We start from the raw sequence: 14387 nt of genomic DNA, 5'->3' as shown, positions 1-14387 counted from the left end.
CGCGTCGCGGCAACCCGGCGGTGCGAATTGGGCTATTCTGAATCGCAGCCGCGTGCGGTTTCCGGATCGTATTTACAGACTCGTGCTTACAAACGCTGACATCGCGTTTGTCACAGATTCATTAGAATCGCTGGTTTTTCGGGGTTGGCCCAGCGTTTCGCTGGCCGCCATTCGCGCCGGCGCACTCTCGTACCATTCATGAAGCGAATTCTGATCGTCAAAGTCACGTCCCTCGGCGACATCGTCGAGACGCTACCAGTCGTTGCCGATCTGCGGCGCGCGTTTCCATCCGCCAAAATCGACTGGGCCGCGGACGGCGCCTTCGCCGATATCATCCGCTGGAATCCGGGCGTCGATCGCGTGCTGAGCGCGCCGTTGCGCAAGTTCAAGAAGGCGCGCAACTGGAACGACCTGAAGGAGATCGGCGCGTCGATCGGCGAGTTGCGGGCCGAAAAATACGATGTGATCCTCGATATTCATGGCGTCTACAAGAGCGCGATCATCGCGTTCATCGCGCGCGGGCGGCGGCGTTATGGCTATCTGAATAAGGATCTCGGCGAGCACGGCGCGGCTTTCGCGTACAACGCGCGCTTCGGTCCGCGTCCGCTCACCGATGCGTGGCGCGGCATGCGCGAGAGCGTTGCCGACGCGCTCGGTTATCGGCTGGAGGACACGCCGGACTTCAATATTCACTTGCCCGCGCCCACACGCGACCTGAATATTCCGCGCGACGCACGTATCGCGATGCTGTTTCATGCGACGTCGGCGGACGTGAAGAAGTGGCCGAAGGCGCATTGGGGCGAAGTCGGCCGCTGGCTTTGCGCGCGTGGTTATTCGATCGCGCTGCCGTGGGGAACGGAACGCGAGCGGGACGAGGCGCAAGCCATCGCGGCGCTCGTGCCGGGCGCGATCGTGCTGCCGAAACTTTCCGTCGTGGAATGTGCGCACTGGATTCAGGCGTCGGAGCTCGTCATCGGCGCGGATACCGGGCTCGTGCATCTCGCGCACGCCCTGCAGCGCCGCACGGTCATGCTATTCGCGGCGACTTCGCGCGAGCATTTCGGCGTGAACGACCCGGGACGCTCCGTATCGATCGGCGAAGAGGGCGCACCGCCCGACGTGGCGCAAGTGCTGGCCGCGATCGAAAGCGTGACGAGCGCGTCGCCGAAGCCGGTTTCTCACTCGGCCGAATTCGGCGCGAGCATCCGCTGAACGCGTTATCTCCATAAAACTTTTATGCGCATAAACTTCGACCGGCGCGGCCGCCGGTAGGAAGTCCCCGGCACGGGAAGAATTATCCATGCGCTAACGTAAAACTTGCCATGCAGCACTTGACGGCAAACTCGGCAAGCACGACGATTGCGGAAAATACTTAAGAATCGTCCGATAAGATGACCGAAGAAACCGTCGTAGACGCGCGCCAGACACTGGTGCGCCTCGAAGCTTCCGAGATTCCGCTAGGCACGCCGCTCGAATGGCCGATCGTCGCCGCCGATGGCGCGTTGCTTTTCGACGCGGGCAGCATCGTGCCGGACGCCCCGGCGCGCGAATTCATGTTCCGGCATTTCCAGCCGAATCGTGCGATCCGGCAGCCTGCGCCGAGCGGGCCGGAGGAAGACGCGGGGAAGGACGGACCGCTGACGCTCGAAGACATCGGACTCACCATCGGCGCGCGGGTCGGCTTGCGCGGTACGGGCGGCACGGGCTCGGCCATGTACGCGAGCCGGGTGATCGGCTTTTCGACGCCGCGCCGCAACGGCGAGCGTTCGCTCTTCGTGACGCAACCGCTCATGGCGGGATTCGATCCGCTCGTTCTGACGCTCGGCGAGCAGGTGGATCTCGTCGCGCTCACGGGGCGGGGCGTGTTCCGCTTCGCCTGCACCGTCGATGCAACCTGCCGTGAGCCGTTCAACTACGCGGTGCTGTCGGCGCCGGGCGCGATCCGCAGATTGCGCACGCGCAAATTCGCGCGGATGCCGACTCGCCTCGCGGCGCATTTCGCCGCCGAACGCGAGCCGCGTAGCGCATTGCAGTTAGGCCGCGTGAGCGACATCAGTCCGTATGGCATGTCGCTGACCGTCGCGAATCCGGCTGCGCACATGGGCGACCGTCTGCAACTCGCGTTTCAGTTCAAGACCGACGGCGTCGATGTAAAGATCGAGACCATCGCGATCGTGCGCCATGTTGGCGCGACCGATCCGGCCGATGGCAGCGCGGCGTACGGGCTCGAATTCGAAACGCTCGAACCGTCGCAGCGGATCGCGCTGAAATCGTTCATGGCGGAGCACAGCTAGGATCGCGGCGCGGCCTGTCTCATCGGGCCGGCCGCGTTATGCGGTTCAGACGCCCGGAAAGCCGTCGGGAAAGAGCCGCTCGACGGCCGCTTCGAAATGCTGGATCGGGGCGGCGCCTCGCAGCGCGATCGGCGGCGGCGGTTCCTGGCCGGGCGCGGCATCGCGCGACAGCACCGCGAACGGCACGCCCGTCACGCCGAGCTTCGTCGCGAACTCTTCGTCTTCGATCACGAGATCGGTGTACGTGCCGTCGTCGAGCGCTTCTTCGAGCAGTTCGGGATCGACGCCGCAGGTCGCCGCGATGTCGAGCAGCGAGTCGGTATCGCCGATATCGATGCCTTCCTCGAAATACGCCTTGAAGATCGCGCGATGCACTGCATCGAAACGGCCGGATTCGCGCGCGAACATGGCCGTCTCGAAGGCCTTGCGGCTGCGCGGAGCGACCGGCGGCATGCGCATCGTCACGCCGCGCTCTTCAGCGAGCGGGCGCACCGAGTTTTCCCAGGATTCGACGATCTTCTCGCTGTTGGGATCGACGAGCGGCGTCGGCTCGGGGCGCAATTCGAACGCGTGCCAGCGAACCTCGACCGCATCGCCGTATGCGTTGCGGAACTGGTCGAGCACGGGCGTTTCGAGATAGCAGAACGGACACACGAAGTCCGACCAGACGTCGATATAAAGAACAGACGTGGATGCCATGTGAGCCTCAAAAACGAACGGCGCCTGTGCGCCGTTTTGACTGAACCGGGCGAACGTCGCGTGCAGGCGATGTTCGCAAAACCGGTATGTTAGCGCGTGCCGGCGGCCGATGTGCGCCCGCGCGACGCATCAGAAGCCGCCGTCGATCTCGATCTTGCTGCCGTCGAAGAAGCGCGACAGGCGAAACGCGCGCGGATCGACGAGCGGTGCGTCGTTCGCGACGAGGTCGGCCATCAGCTTGCCCGCAGCCGGCCCGATGCCGAAGCCGTGACCCGAGAACCCGGTGGCGATGAAGAGTCCCGGTTTGCCATCGACGCCGGAGATGACCGGCACGGCATCCGGCGTCACGTCGATGTAGCCGGCCCACGCCTGTTCGATGCGCATTTGGGCCAGCGCCGGGAAGAGCTTGCGGAACTCCGTGAGCGCCGCTTCGTTGAAAGATTCGACCGGCGCGGGGTCGAGCGTGCGCGCGGTTTCGAAGACGGTCGGCCGGTCGAGCGGCCAGCGGCGCGGGCGGCGCAGTTCCTCGAAGAAGCGTGCGTTGAGCCCCAGCTTGATCGAGCCGATCTGACTTTTGAGCGCTGGCAGGAACTTGGCGAACAGGCGAAAGCTGTCGGGCGTGAGATCGTGATAGCTATGAAACGCGTTCGCGATCGTGTAGCCGCCATCCAGACGTTTGCGATAGCCCATCTCTTGATTGCACGCGCTCACGTCCGGTCCGCCTTCGAGCGGGGCCGTGCGCATGACCGACGAACGCACCATGAGCTGCGGCACGTCCACACCGAGACTGCCCGCGAAATAGCGCGTCCACGCGCCGCCCGCGACCACCACGCTCGAACAGCGGATGCGTCCGAATTCAGTGACCACGCCGCCGATCGCACCGCCATTCGTTTCGATGCCGCGCACGGCGCAGGGCGTGAGCACTTTCACGCCGCGTTCGCGCAGCGCGGCGGCCATGGCGGGCACGGCGCGTTGCGGTTCGGCGCGGCCATCGCCGGGCGTGTAGATGCCGCCCACGAAGCGGCGCGAGGTGCCGGACATCAGCGCGCCGGTCTCGCCCGGCGAGACGATGCGCGAGTCGAGCGCGTCGCGGCCCACGAGCGCCACGGCGCGCGCGAGCCACGCTTCGTGATCGGCGAGGGCTTTGGCATCGTCGGCGGCGTAGAGAATGCCGCATTCGCGAAAGCCCGTTTCGATGCCGAGTTCCGCATCGATGCGCCGCCACAGTTTGAGGCTTTCGAGGCTCAGTTCGAGTTCGCGCAAGTCGCGATGCGTCGCGCGGCACCAGCCCCAGTTGCGGCTCGACTGCTCGCCAGCGATGTAACCCTTCTCGCACACGGCAACCGACAGGCCTTTCTCGGCAAGCGAGCGCGCCGTGCTGATGCCGATGACGCCACCGCCTATGACGACGACATCGACGTGATCGGGAAGCGCGCGGTCTTCGGTGATGCGTTCGGTGGGTGGACCCATGTCGTATGTTGCCCGGTGGAAGGTTGTCATCGGCAATCGCGAGTGGGCGATGATATCCAATGCGCAGCCCCGCTGCACCCGCTCGCGCGATCGGCTACGATGCAACCGCCCGGGCTATCGAAGTGCGCCGGACCGGGCACGGCGCGTGCGGATCGTGTCAGTTCCACTTCATCTTCGGGAGAACTCTCGTGCAAAAGACAGCATCGGCAAAATGGAGCGGCGGCATCAAGGACGGCAAGGGTTTCATCTCGACGCAAACCGGCGTGCTCAACGAGGCGCCGTATGGCTTCAAGTCGCGCTTCGAGGAAGGTCCGGGCACGAATCCGGAAGAACTGATCGGGGCGGCGCACGCGGGCTGCTTCACGATGGCGCTCTCGCTGCAACTCGAATTGGCGGGCCTGAAGGCCGAGAGCCTCGAAACGAAATCCACGGTGACGCTCGACAAGGACGGCGACGGCTTCACGATCACCGCGTGCCAGCTCGATCTGAAGGCGAAGATTCCCGGCGCCGACAAAGCCGCTTTCGACAAGGCCGCGCAGGCCGCGAAAGAAGGTTGCCCGGTGTCGAAGCTGTTCGCGGGCAACGCGAAGATCACGTTGAATGCCGACCTGGTGTCGTGACCGGCACGGCGATCAAAAGAGAAAGCGCGGACGGGCACATTAGCCGTCCGCGTTTTTTTCGCGCGTGAGTTCTTCGATGATGAGCCGCGCGGGCGCCGTCAGCGCCACGCCTTTCCTCGTCACGACGCCATACGGCTCCGTGCGCGAGCGCACCGCGATGGCGAGCCGCTTCGCGAGCCCGTGTGCGGCGAGAAACGTCGCCATGTCGAGCGGCATCATCGCGACGAGCGTCGGGTCGCGTTGCAGCAGCAGAACGGTCGTGATGGTCGAGGCCGTTTCGATCGGATGCAAGGGCAGCGGCAGCCCCGCTTCCTTGAACTCACGCTCGTAGAGGCTGCGAATCGGCATGATGGCCGGATAGACGATCCAGCGGCTCGACGCCAGCTCGCTCAGTTCGACGCGCGGCGCATCGGTGAGCGCATGCGCGACGCCCGCGACGATCGCGAGCGGCTCATCGCGCAACTCGACATAGTGGTAATGATCTGGCTGGCGCGCGACGCTCGCCCGGCAGATGGCGACGTCGAGCCGGCCCTGATCCAGCAGCGCGAGCAGACGCGCGCTCGTGTCTTCGACCACTTCGACGGTAAGCAGGGGCTGCCGCTCGCGCAGGCGCGCAAGTGCATCGACGAGCACGCCCGAGACCGCGCCCGTGATCGCGCCGATCGCGAGCCGCCCGCCCGTGCCTTGCAGAATCCCCGCCATTTCCTCGCGCAAGTGCGCGACGTCCATGTGGATCAGGCGCGCATAGCGGATCACGCAGCGCCCGAGTTCGTTCGGCTCGATGCCCTGCGCCGAGCGCGTGAAGAGCGTCGCGCCGAGCGTCGCTTCGATCTCGCGCAGCGCCTTGGTCGCGCCGGGCTGCGTGAGCGCCATTTCGTCGGCGGCGCGATGCAGCGAGCCGTGATCGTCGAGCGCGATCAAGAGGCGCAGTTGCTTGAGCCGCAGGCGCGCGGCGATGGAATCGGCATTCGGCAGCATGAGTGAAAAGGACTAAGGGACGACGAGAAGATAACGGAAAGTTATCGCCTCGGCAGCAGCTTTCATTATCCAGGCGCGAGCGGCTTCTCTACATTGTGGGTTTCCGTTCAACCGTCAAGGGAAACACGACTCATGAAGCTGCTGCGATATGGCGCGCCCGGGCAGGAAAAACCCGGCATTCTCGATTCCAACGGCGCGATCCGCGACCTGTCCGGTGTCATCGGCGACATTGCGGGCGACGCTCTTTTGCCCGAATCGCTCGCGCGTCTCGCGAAGCTCGATCCGTCGACGCTGCCGATCGTGCCGTCGGGCGAGCGCATCGGGCCGTGTGTCGGGCGCATCGGCAAGTTCATCTGCATCGGTCTGAACTACGCCGATCACGCGGCGGAATCGAATCTGCCCGTGCCGTCGGAGCCGGTCGTGTTCAACAAGTGGCTCTCGGCGGTCGTCGGCCCGAACGACGACGTGCGCATTCCGCGCGGCTCGAAAAAGACCGACTGGGAAGTGGAACTGGGCGTCGTGATCGGCAAGGGCGGCGCGTACATCGACGAAGCCGACGCGATGAGCCACGTCGCCGGCTATTGCGTGATCAACGACGTGTCCGAGCGCGAGTATCAGATCGAGCGTGGCGGCACCTGGGACAAGGGCAAGGGCTGCGACACGTTCGGCCCGATCGGTCCGTGGCTCGTCACCGCCGACGAAGTGCCCGATCCGCACAAACTCCCGCTCTGGCTCGAAGTGGACGGCAAGCGCTATCAGAACGGCAACACCGGCACCATGATCTTCAAGGTCGGCGAGATCGTCGCTTATCTTTCGCGCTTCATGAGCCTGCAACCGGGCGATGTCATCTCGACCGGCACGCCGCCGGGCGTCGGCATGGGGCAGAAGCCGCAAGCGGTCTATCTGCACGCGGGGCAAACGATGCGGCTCGGCATCGAAGGTCTCGGCGAACAACGCCAACGCACGGTGGACGCATGAACCGATACGACTTCACGAATCGCGCGGCTGTCGTGACGGGCGGCGCGCAGGGCATCGGTTACGCGGTGGCGCAGCGTCTCTTCGAAGGCGGCGCGCGCGTCGCGCTGTGGGATCGCGACGAAGGCGCGTTGTCCGAGGCGCGCGCTCGTCTGGGCGACGTGCAAACCGTGCTCGTCGATCTGACCGATCGCGATGCGGTTATCGAAGCCACGTCGCGCACGCAGGAACGCTTCGGGCAAATCGACGTGCTCGTGCATAGCGCTGGCATCGCGGGCGCGAATGCGACGGTTGCCGATTACGCGCCGGAAGAATGGTCGCGCGTGATCGACGTCGATCTCAACGCCGCGTTCCATGTGAATCAGGCCATTGTCAGGACGATGATCGCGCGCGGCTATGGGCGCATCGTCAATATTGCGTCGATCGCGGGCAAGGAAGGCAATCCGAACGCGTCGGCGTACAGCGCGGCGAAGGCGGGCGTAATCGCGCTGACGAAGAGCCTCGGCAAGGAAACGGCCGGGCTCGACATCGCGGTGAACGCGGTGACGCCGGCCGCCGCGCGCACGAAAATCTTCGAGCAGATGAAGCAGGAACACATCGACTACATGCTGTCGAAGATTCCGCGCGGGCGCTTCGTCGAAGTGAACGAGATCGCGTCGATGGTCGCGTTCCTCGTGTCGTCGGAGAACTCGTTCACGACGGGCGCGGTGTTCGATCTTTCCGGAGGACGCGCGACTTACTGAAACCCGCAGACGGCACATAACAAAGCAAAGCAAGGAGACAAGTACCGTGGATTCCATCGCCGCCCCGCGCGCCGCCGCACACGACGACGCCCAGATTTACCGCAAGGTGTTCTGGCGTTTCGTGCCGCTGTTCGTCGCGTGCTTCGTGTTTTCATATCTCGACCGCATCAACATCAGCTTCGCGAAGTTGCAGATGCAAAGCGAACTCGGCTTCTCCGACGCGATGTACGGCTTCGGCGCGAGCGTGTTTTTCGTCGGCTATTTTCTCTTCGAGGTGCCGAGCAACATCGTGTTGCATCGCGTCGGGGCGAAGCGCTGGATCGCGCGCATCATGATCACGTGGGGCATCGCGTCGGCGTGCATGATGTTCGTGCACACCGCGACGTGGTTCTACGTGCTGCGCTTTCTGATCGGCGCGCTCGAAGCGGGCTTCGTGCCGGGCGCGCTGTACTTCTTCACGAAGTGGTTTCCGTCGTCGCGGCGCGGGCGCATCAACTCGTTCTTCATGGCGTCGATCGCGCTGTGCGGGATCATCGGCAGTCCGCTGTCGGGCGCGATCATGAAGTTCTGCGATGGCCTCTACGGCATGCCAGGCTGGCAATGGCTCTTTCTGCTCGAAGGCATTCCGTCGGTGCTGCTCGGTTTCGTGGTGCTCGCGTTCGTCGATGACGACGTCGATCACGCGAAATGGCTCGACGCCGACGAAAAGCGCGCGCTCAAAGCGCAACTCGCGCGCGATCCGAAAGTAGGCGAAGTCCATTCGCTGAAGGCCGCATTCAGCGAGCCGGTAACGCTCGTCATGGCGCTCATCTATCTGTTTCTCGCGATGGGCATTTACGGGCTCGTCTTCTGGATGCCGCAACTCGTCAAAACGGCCGGCACGAGCGACCCGTTCACGATCGGCCTGATTTCGATGCTGCCTTACGCGGTGGCGGGCATCAGCATGATTCTGATCGGCAAGCATTCGGACCGCACCGGCGAACGGCGCTGGCATCTCGGCGCGTGCGCGCTCGCGGGCACCGTCGGTTATGTGCTGTGCGGCTTCTTTCCGACGAACACGGTAATGCTCGTGATCGGCCTCACGATCGCGGCGGCGGGCATCATCACGTCGCTCGGGCTGTTCTGGATTTTGCCGACGCGCTTTCTCAGCGGCATCGCGGCGGCGAGCGGCATCGCGCTCATCAACTCGGTCGGGCAGTTCGGCGGCATCATCAGCCCGTACATGGTCGGCAAAGTGAAGACGATGACCGGCAGCGCGACGCCCGGTCTCTACGCGATCGCGTTCGCGTGTCTGCTCGGCGCGATGCTCATCGTGTGGGGTCTGCCGCGCCGTCTCTACTTCCGCGAGAGCGGCAGCGAGTGAGGCGTGCTAGCGCGCCGGGTCGCTCTTTCGCGCGGCCTTGTGCGCGTACATCTTGCCGTCGCTCGCCGCGAGCAGGTCGATCACCGACGTATGTTCGCCGACATCGAACTGCGTCTGCCCGACGCTGAAGCGAATCCGATAGCGCCGCGCCGATACCGCGTTGCTGGCCGCGAGCGCCGCGCGTAGCCGTTCGAGCGCGTGGCGCGTTTCGTCTTCGCGGGCGTCGGTCAGAAGCGCGACGAACTCGTCGCCGCCCAGACGGCCGATCACATCGCTGTCCCGCAGCGACTCGCGCAACGCGGCGGCGAAGGTCACGAGCGCGCGATCGCCTTCGGCGTGACCGAACGTGTCGTTGATGCGCTTGAAATCGTCGAGATCGAAAAACAGCAGCGACGCGTCGCGGCCCAGGCGCGTGCAGACGTTCAGCGCGTGCTGCGCGAGCGCCTCGAAGCCGCGCCGGTTCGCGATCAGCGTCAACTCGTCGACGGTCGCGAGTTCGATCGCCGCAATCTCCTTCTCCGCGATATGCGCGAGGTCGCGCAACAAGCCGCGCTCTTCGCCGTCGAGTTCGCGCGGGCGCGTGTCGATGAGGCAGAGCGTGCCGAGCTTGCTGCCGTTGGGCACCATGAGCGGCTGGCCCGCGTAGAATCGGATGCCCGGATCGCCCGTGACGAGCGGATTGTCGTGAAAGCGCATGTCGGCGCGGGCGTCGGGAATCACGAAGACGTCGTCATGCAGGATCGCGTGTCCGCAGAACGAAATGTCGCGCGAGGTTTCCTGCACGCCGAGACCCGCGCACGACTTGAACCACTGCCTGTTTTCGTCGATGAGCGAGACGAGCGCGATCGGCACGTCGAAAAGGCGGCGCGCGAGGCGTGTCAGCCGGTCGAAGCGTTCTTCGGCCGGCGTGTCGAGGATGCCGAGCGTGCGCAAGGTGGCGAGGCGGGCAGATTCGTTCTCGGGTGTCGGTGCGACGAGCATGTGTCTCCGTACTTGGGCGTGACCGCTGAAAGCTTTATTTTCCGACAATTGCGCAGTTGTTTCGTTCGCTTGACGTCCGGGCGCGCGAGTGAACGCGCGCGGCCGCGTTTTCGCTATCATGCCGATGGACTGCGGCCCTTTGTCACGGCAATTCTTTCGCACGCGCAGCGCTCGCGCAGGTCCGACGCATTCGGCGCAATTTTTAGCGACCTTGCGGCCACATCGCATGAGCCGACGATCCCATTTACCCAATCCGCCTGGAGCGCCGATGAAATTCAAGCTGGACTGGACCCTCGTTTCCCCGATTCTCGCGCTTGTCGTACTCGCCGCGACCGCCGTCATTCATAGCAACGCGCTGATCGTGCTCGCGGCCGTCGCGCTCGCGTTCGCCGTGTTCGCGGCCGTGCATCACGCCGAAGTGGTCGCACATCGCGTCGGCGAGCCGTTCGGCACGCTGGTGCTGGCGGTCGCCGTCACGGTGATCGAGGTCGCGTTGATCGTCTCCGTGATGCTCTCGGGCGGTCCGGAGAAAGCCGGCCTCGCGCGCGACACCGTGTTCGCCGCGATCATGATCTGCAGTTGCGCGATCGTCGGCCTGTGTCTGCTCGTCGGCGGCTTGCGGCATCACGTGCAGGACTTTCAGTTGCAAGGCGCGAGCGCCGCGCTCGCGATTCTTTGCGCGCTTTCCGTGCTCACGCTGGTTTTGCCGAATTTCACAAGCACGGTCGTCGGTCCGGCGCTTTCGACGTCGCAACTGATTTTCGTCGGCGTGATTTCGCTCGTGCTGTACGTGACGTTCGTGTTCGTGCAGACGATCCGCCATCGCGATTACTTCCTGCAGTCCATCCCGCCGGTCGCGGCCAACACCGAGGGCGAAGACGAAGTGCCGCACGCACCGCCGCCGAGCCTCCGCGAGGCGTGGACCGCGCTCATCTTTCTGGTGCTTTCGCTGGTGTCGGTGGTCGGGTTGGCGAAGCTGCTGTCGCCCGCGGTGGAAGCGGGCGTCGCGGCAGCCGGCGCGCCCGAGGCCGTCGTCGGCGTCGTGATCGCCGCGCTCGTGCTGCTGCCCGAAGGGCTCGCCGCCTTGCGCGCGGCCCGCCTGAACCGGCTGCAGACGAGCCTGAATCTCGCGCTCGGCTCGGCGCTCGCGAGCATCGGCCTGACCATTCCGGCGGTGGCGGTCGTGTCGATCTTCATGGGCCAGCCGATTTCGCTCGGGCTCGCGCCCAAGGAAATCGTCATGCTCGCGCTCACCTTGCTCGTTTCCGTCATCACGCTCGGCACGGGCCGCTCGACGGTTCTGCAAGGCGTCGTCCATCTCGTGATCTTCGCGGCTTTCCTGTTTCTTTCAGTCGTGCCTTGACGCGCGTCGTCCGGCGAATCGTGTGGTTTTGTTACCATTCACGGTTTTTTGCGCGTCCGCGCGCGACGTTTCGCGCTCTCATCGAAAGTCCTGAAGGAAAAGCATGTCATTCAAGAAGTCCGCATCGTGCGCGATGCTTGCCGCACTCGCCGCCGTTTCGTTCTCGGCGCAAGCCAAGGAAATCACGCAGATCCGTTTCGCCGTCGATCCGTCTTATCCGCCGTTCGAATCCAAGCAGGCCGACGGCAAGCTCGCCGGCTTCGATATCGATCTCGGCAATGCGCTCTGCGCGCAGATGAAGGTCAAGTGCGTGTGGGTCGAAAACAATTTCGACGGCATGATTCCCGGCCTCAAGGCGCGCAAGTTCGACGCCGTGCTGTCCGACATGGGTATCACCGAAGAGCGCCTGAAGCAGATCGATTTCACCGAACCGCTCTACGACACGCACGCGCAACTCGTCGCGCGCGCGGGCTCCGGCATCCTGCCGACGCCGCAGGCATTGAAGGGCAAGCGCGTCGGCGTGGAGCAGGGCACGGTGCAGGAGCGTTACGCGAAAGTGAAGTGGGAGCCGCAAGGCGTGACGGTCGTGCCTTACGGCGATCAGGAACAGGTCGAGACCGATCTCGTCGCGGGCCGCATCGACGCGATGTTCACCGACGCCGCGCAAGCCGCCATCGGCTTTCTGAAAAAGCCGCAGGGCAAGCCGTTCGCGCTCGTCGGGCCGATCGTCGAAGATAAGGCGATCATCGGTCCGGGCACGGCTATCGGCCTGCGCAAGGGCGACGCCGATCTGAAGAACGGCCTGAATAACGCGTTCGTCGAGATCAAAAAGAACGGCACGTTCAAGCGCATCATGGCGAAGTACTTCGAGACGGATATCTCGATCCAGTAATCGCCGTTTCACGCAGCAGACCTAAAAGGCATCGTTCGCGGTGCCTTTTCTTTTCGCTTTCGACGAGAGACCAATCGAAGATGCAGGTTCATCACCATCCGCTCGTCGGCGCGTCGCTCGGCACCGGGCGCGCGATCACGAGTTACCGGTTCGGCCCGCACGACGGCGATGCATCGTCCAAGGTTTATATCCAGGCGTCGCTGCACGCGGATGAACTGCCCGGCATGGTCGTCGCGTGGTATTTGAAGCGGCGCTTCGCCGAACTGGAGGCGTCGGGGAAGCTGAACGCGTGTGTCGTCCTCGTGCCGGTCGCGAATCCGGCGGGATTGAATCAGCACTGGTTCGGCGCGCACATGGGCCGCTTCGAGATGCGCTCGGGGCAGGACTTCAACCGGCGCTTTCCCGAGTTCGGGGCGGAACTGGCTGTCGATCTCAAGCATCGGCTGACGGGCGACGCGACGCAGAACGCGCGGCTGATCCGCGCGGCGCTGCGCGATCATTTGACGGCGCTCGAAGCGGCGACCGAACTCGAATCGCAACGCATCGAACTGTTGAAGCTCGCGTGCGACGCGGATCTCGTGATCGACCTGCATTGCGACTGGGAAGCCGTCGCGCATCTCTACACGACGCCACACGCGTGGCCCGCGATCGAGCCGCTCGCGCGCTATCTCGGCAGCGAGGCGCAATTGCTCTCGGATGTGTCGGGCGGCGAGCCGTTCGACGAGGCGTGCACGGCGGCGTGGCGCTATCTGCGTGACGCGTTCGCCGAGCGCTTTCCAGTGCCGATGGGCGCGCGATCCGTCACGCTCGAACTGCGCGGCGTGCGCGACGTGTCGCACGAGATGGCGGCGCGCGATGCGCAGGCGATCGTCGACTACCTGACGCACATCGGCGCGATCGCGGGCGATGCGCCGCAACCGCCGCCGTTGCGCCATCCCGCGACGCCGCTCGCCGGATGCGAATACGTGCAGGCGCCGGTGTCGGGCGTGATTCTGCATCGACGGGAAATTGGCGAGAAGATTCGCGCGGGCGACGTTATTGCCGAGGTGCTCGATCCGCTCGACGACCGCCTCGTGCCGCTCGTCGCGCAAACGGAAGGCGTGCTGTACGCGCGGCACTGGACACGCTTCGCGACGGCGGGAATGCTGGTGGCGCGCATCGCGGGCGAGGACGCGGCGCGGCAGGGCGATCTGCTCGTGCCTTAGGCGCCGCGCGGCGGGTACCATAGATTCGGCTGGCCTTACGTCATGGAGAACAAGAAACATGCTGAAGAACATCGATCCGCTGCTCAACGCCGACATCCTGCACGCCCTCTGCGCGATGGGCCACGGCGACGAAGTCGTGATCTGCGACGCCAATTTTCCCGCCGATTCCGTCGCGCGTCAGACCGTGCTCGGCCGCGTGCTGCGACTCGACGGCGTGAATTCGCCGCGCGCGGTGCGGGCGGTGCTGTCGGTGTTGCCGCTCGATACGTTCGTCGAGCATCCTGCCGAGCGCATGGAAGTCGTCGGCGATGCGGCCGCGCTGCCGGCCGTGCAACGCGAAGCCCAGCGCGAAGTCGATGCCGCCGAAGGGCGCGCGTTGCCGCTCGCGTCAGTCGAACGTTTCGCCTTCTACGAGCGTGCGAAAAACGCGTATTGCGTGATCGCGACTGGCGAGACGCGGGGTTACGGCTGCTTCATTTTCAAAAAAGGCGTGCAGTTGGCGCCCGACGCACCGCAGAAAAATTGACCGATCGACCTAGGGAATACCCTGTTGCTTTTTTGAAAACGTGTTGCAGTGCAGCGAGAAAGGCGTATAGTTAGGGTTATTCCCTAGCTACTTTCCCTGAGAGACGCACATGAAAACCACCGCTCAACAATCCCTGGTCGTTTCGTTCGGTTCCTGGCTGCGCGCGGCAAAGGCTACGTTGCGCCGTGAGTGGAACCGTGCGCTGCAACTGCATCTGCAGAACTGCGAGATTCTCGTCGAATCGTATCGCCGCAAGTAAGCAGCGCGCGAAGGCAGCC

The 14387-nt window shown here is 64.5% G+C and carries 15 protein-coding genes; 11 read left to right on the top strand and 4 right to left on the bottom strand.

The window, feature by feature from the left end:
* The first annotated feature begins 198 nt into the window (after positions 1-198).
* Together waaC and AWB82_RS20560 are read left to right on the top strand one after the other, a co-directional pair.
* Positions 199-1212, top strand: a complete 1014-nt coding sequence (waaC, locus tag AWB82_RS20565) for a lipopolysaccharide heptosyltransferase I (RefSeq protein ID WP_086970474.1) — start codon at positions 199-201, stop codon at positions 1210-1212.
* Between the two features lie 179 nt (positions 1213-1391).
* Complete coding sequence (locus AWB82_RS20560) at positions 1392-2294, top strand: flagellar brake protein (protein ID WP_086970472.1); 903 nt, start codon at positions 1392-1394, stop codon at positions 2292-2294.
* 45 nt (positions 2295-2339) lie between these two features.
* On the opposite strand, the gene AWB82_RS20555 is transcribed toward AWB82_RS20560, so the two are convergent.
* Both AWB82_RS20555 and AWB82_RS20550 read right to left on the bottom strand, forming a co-directional pair.
* Positions 2340-2993, bottom strand: a complete 654-nt coding sequence (locus AWB82_RS20555; protein WP_086970470.1) for a DsbA family oxidoreductase — start codon at positions 2991-2993, stop codon at positions 2340-2342.
* Positions 2994-3122: 129 nt separating this feature from the next.
* The gene (locus tag AWB82_RS20550) at positions 3123-4463 is read right to left on the bottom strand and encodes an NAD(P)/FAD-dependent oxidoreductase (protein WP_086970469.1); all 1341 of its coding nucleotides are present in this window, start codon (positions 4461-4463) and stop codon (positions 3123-3125) included.
* 188 nt (positions 4464-4651) lie between these two features.
* Here AWB82_RS20550 and AWB82_RS20545 point away from each other — a divergent pair, with 188 nt between their 5' ends.
* On the top strand, positions 4652-5083 hold the full coding sequence (locus AWB82_RS20545) for an OsmC family protein (protein ID WP_086970537.1): 432 nt from the start codon (positions 4652-4654) through the stop codon (positions 5081-5083).
* Positions 5084-5122: 39 nt separating this feature from the next.
* On the opposite strand, the gene AWB82_RS20540 is transcribed toward AWB82_RS20545, so the two are convergent.
* Positions 5123-6061: a LysR family transcriptional regulator gene (locus AWB82_RS20540; protein ID WP_086970467.1), complete on the bottom strand. Its 939-nt coding sequence runs from the start codon at positions 6059-6061 to the stop codon at positions 5123-5125.
* A gap of 132 nt (positions 6062-6193) precedes the next feature.
* Here AWB82_RS20540 and AWB82_RS20535 point away from each other — a divergent pair, with 132 nt between their 5' ends.
* The 3 genes from AWB82_RS20535 to AWB82_RS20525 are packed head-to-tail and all read left to right on the top strand — an operon-like array spanning position 6194 to position 9142.
* Positions 6194-7039, top strand: a complete 846-nt coding sequence (locus tag AWB82_RS20535) for a fumarylacetoacetate hydrolase family protein (protein WP_086970465.1) — start codon at positions 6194-6196, stop codon at positions 7037-7039.
* Positions 7036-7779, top strand: a complete 744-nt coding sequence (locus AWB82_RS20530) for an SDR family oxidoreductase (protein WP_086970463.1) — start codon at positions 7036-7038, stop codon at positions 7777-7779. The genes AWB82_RS20535 and AWB82_RS20530 overlap by 4 nt, the downstream gene beginning before the upstream one ends.
* A gap of 46 nt (positions 7780-7825) precedes the next feature.
* A complete protein-coding gene (locus AWB82_RS20525; RefSeq protein ID WP_086970461.1) occupies positions 7826-9142 on the top strand; it encodes an MFS transporter in 1317 nt (438 codons plus the stop codon).
* 6 nt (positions 9143-9148) lie between these two features.
* Here AWB82_RS20525 and AWB82_RS20520 read toward each other — a convergent pair whose 3' ends face one another.
* Positions 9149-10123 (bottom strand): GGDEF domain-containing protein, encoded by a 975-nt coding sequence (locus AWB82_RS20520; protein ID WP_086970459.1) that lies wholly within the window; start codon positions 10121-10123, stop codon positions 9149-9151.
* Positions 10124-10391: 268 nt separating this feature from the next.
* On the opposite strand from AWB82_RS20520, the gene AWB82_RS20515 reads away from it, so the two are divergent.
* The 5 genes from AWB82_RS20515 to AWB82_RS37690 all read left to right on the top strand — a co-directional run bounded on the left by AWB82_RS20515 (position 10392) and on the right by AWB82_RS37690 (position 14368).
* Entirely contained in the window at positions 10392-11486 is a 1095-nt protein-coding gene (locus tag AWB82_RS20515; RefSeq protein ID WP_086970457.1) for a calcium:proton antiporter, read from the top strand.
* Positions 11487-11589: 103 nt separating this feature from the next.
* Positions 11590-12378, top strand: coding sequence for an ABC transporter substrate-binding protein (locus AWB82_RS20510; protein WP_086970455.1), 789 nt, complete (start codon positions 11590-11592; stop codon positions 12376-12378).
* Positions 12379-12458: 80 nt separating this feature from the next.
* Positions 12459-13583, top strand: coding sequence for a succinylglutamate desuccinylase/aspartoacylase family protein (locus AWB82_RS20505; protein WP_086970453.1), 1125 nt, complete (start codon positions 12459-12461; stop codon positions 13581-13583).
* Positions 13584-13641: 58 nt separating this feature from the next.
* Complete coding sequence (locus AWB82_RS20500; protein WP_086970450.1) at positions 13642-14109, top strand: RbsD/FucU family protein; 468 nt, start codon at positions 13642-13644, stop codon at positions 14107-14109.
* A gap of 109 nt (positions 14110-14218) precedes the next feature.
* Positions 14219-14368, top strand: a complete 150-nt coding sequence (locus AWB82_RS37690; RefSeq protein ID WP_159462605.1) for a hypothetical protein — start codon at positions 14219-14221, stop codon at positions 14366-14368.
* The last annotated feature ends 19 nt before the right edge of the window (positions 14369-14387 follow it).

This window comes from Caballeronia glebae (assembly GCF_001545035.1).
Classification (GTDB): Bacteria; Pseudomonadota; Gammaproteobacteria; order Burkholderiales; family Burkholderiaceae; genus Caballeronia; species Caballeronia glebae.
Note: the sequence above shows the minus strand (reverse complement) of the source record. Positions and strands in the feature narration are given on the sequence as shown.

Excerpts from the sequence above, each read along its gene's own strand:
- AWB82_RS20560 (WP_086970472.1), top strand. The coding sequence starts at position 1,392 with ATGACCGAAGAAACCGTCGTAGACGCGCGCCAGACACTGGTGCGCCTC.
- AWB82_RS20530 (WP_086970463.1), top strand. The coding sequence starts at position 7,036 with ATGAACCGATACGACTTCACGAATCGCGCGGCTGTCGTGACGGGCGGC.
- AWB82_RS20505 (WP_086970453.1), top strand. The coding sequence starts at position 12,459 with ATGCAGGTTCATCACCATCCGCTCGTCGGCGCGTCGCTCGGCACCGGG.
- waaC (WP_086970474.1), top strand. The coding sequence starts at position 199 with ATGAAGCGAATTCTGATCGTCAAAGTCACGTCCCTCGGCGACATCGTC.
- AWB82_RS20515 (WP_086970457.1), top strand. The coding sequence starts at position 10,392 with ATGAAATTCAAGCTGGACTGGACCCTCGTTTCCCCGATTCTCGCGCTT.
- AWB82_RS20520 (WP_086970459.1), bottom strand. The coding sequence starts at position 10,123 with ATGCTCGTCGCACCGACACCCGAGAACGAATCTGCCCGCCTCGCCACC.
- AWB82_RS37690 (WP_159462605.1), top strand. The coding sequence starts at position 14,219 with ATGAAAACCACCGCTCAACAATCCCTGGTCGTTTCGTTCGGTTCCTGG.
- AWB82_RS20500 (WP_086970450.1), top strand. The coding sequence starts at position 13,642 with ATGCTGAAGAACATCGATCCGCTGCTCAACGCCGACATCCTGCACGCC.
- AWB82_RS20550 (WP_086970469.1), bottom strand. The coding sequence starts at position 4,463 with ATGGGTCCACCCACCGAACGCATCACCGAAGACCGCGCGCTTCCCGAT.
- AWB82_RS20555 (WP_086970470.1), bottom strand. The coding sequence starts at position 2,993 with ATGGCATCCACGTCTGTTCTTTATATCGACGTCTGGTCGGACTTCGTG.
- AWB82_RS20510 (WP_086970455.1), top strand. The coding sequence starts at position 11,590 with ATGTCATTCAAGAAGTCCGCATCGTGCGCGATGCTTGCCGCACTCGCC.
- AWB82_RS20540 (WP_086970467.1), bottom strand. The coding sequence starts at position 6,061 with ATGCTGCCGAATGCCGATTCCATCGCCGCGCGCCTGCGGCTCAAGCAA.
- AWB82_RS20535 (WP_086970465.1), top strand. The coding sequence starts at position 6,194 with ATGAAGCTGCTGCGATATGGCGCGCCCGGGCAGGAAAAACCCGGCATT.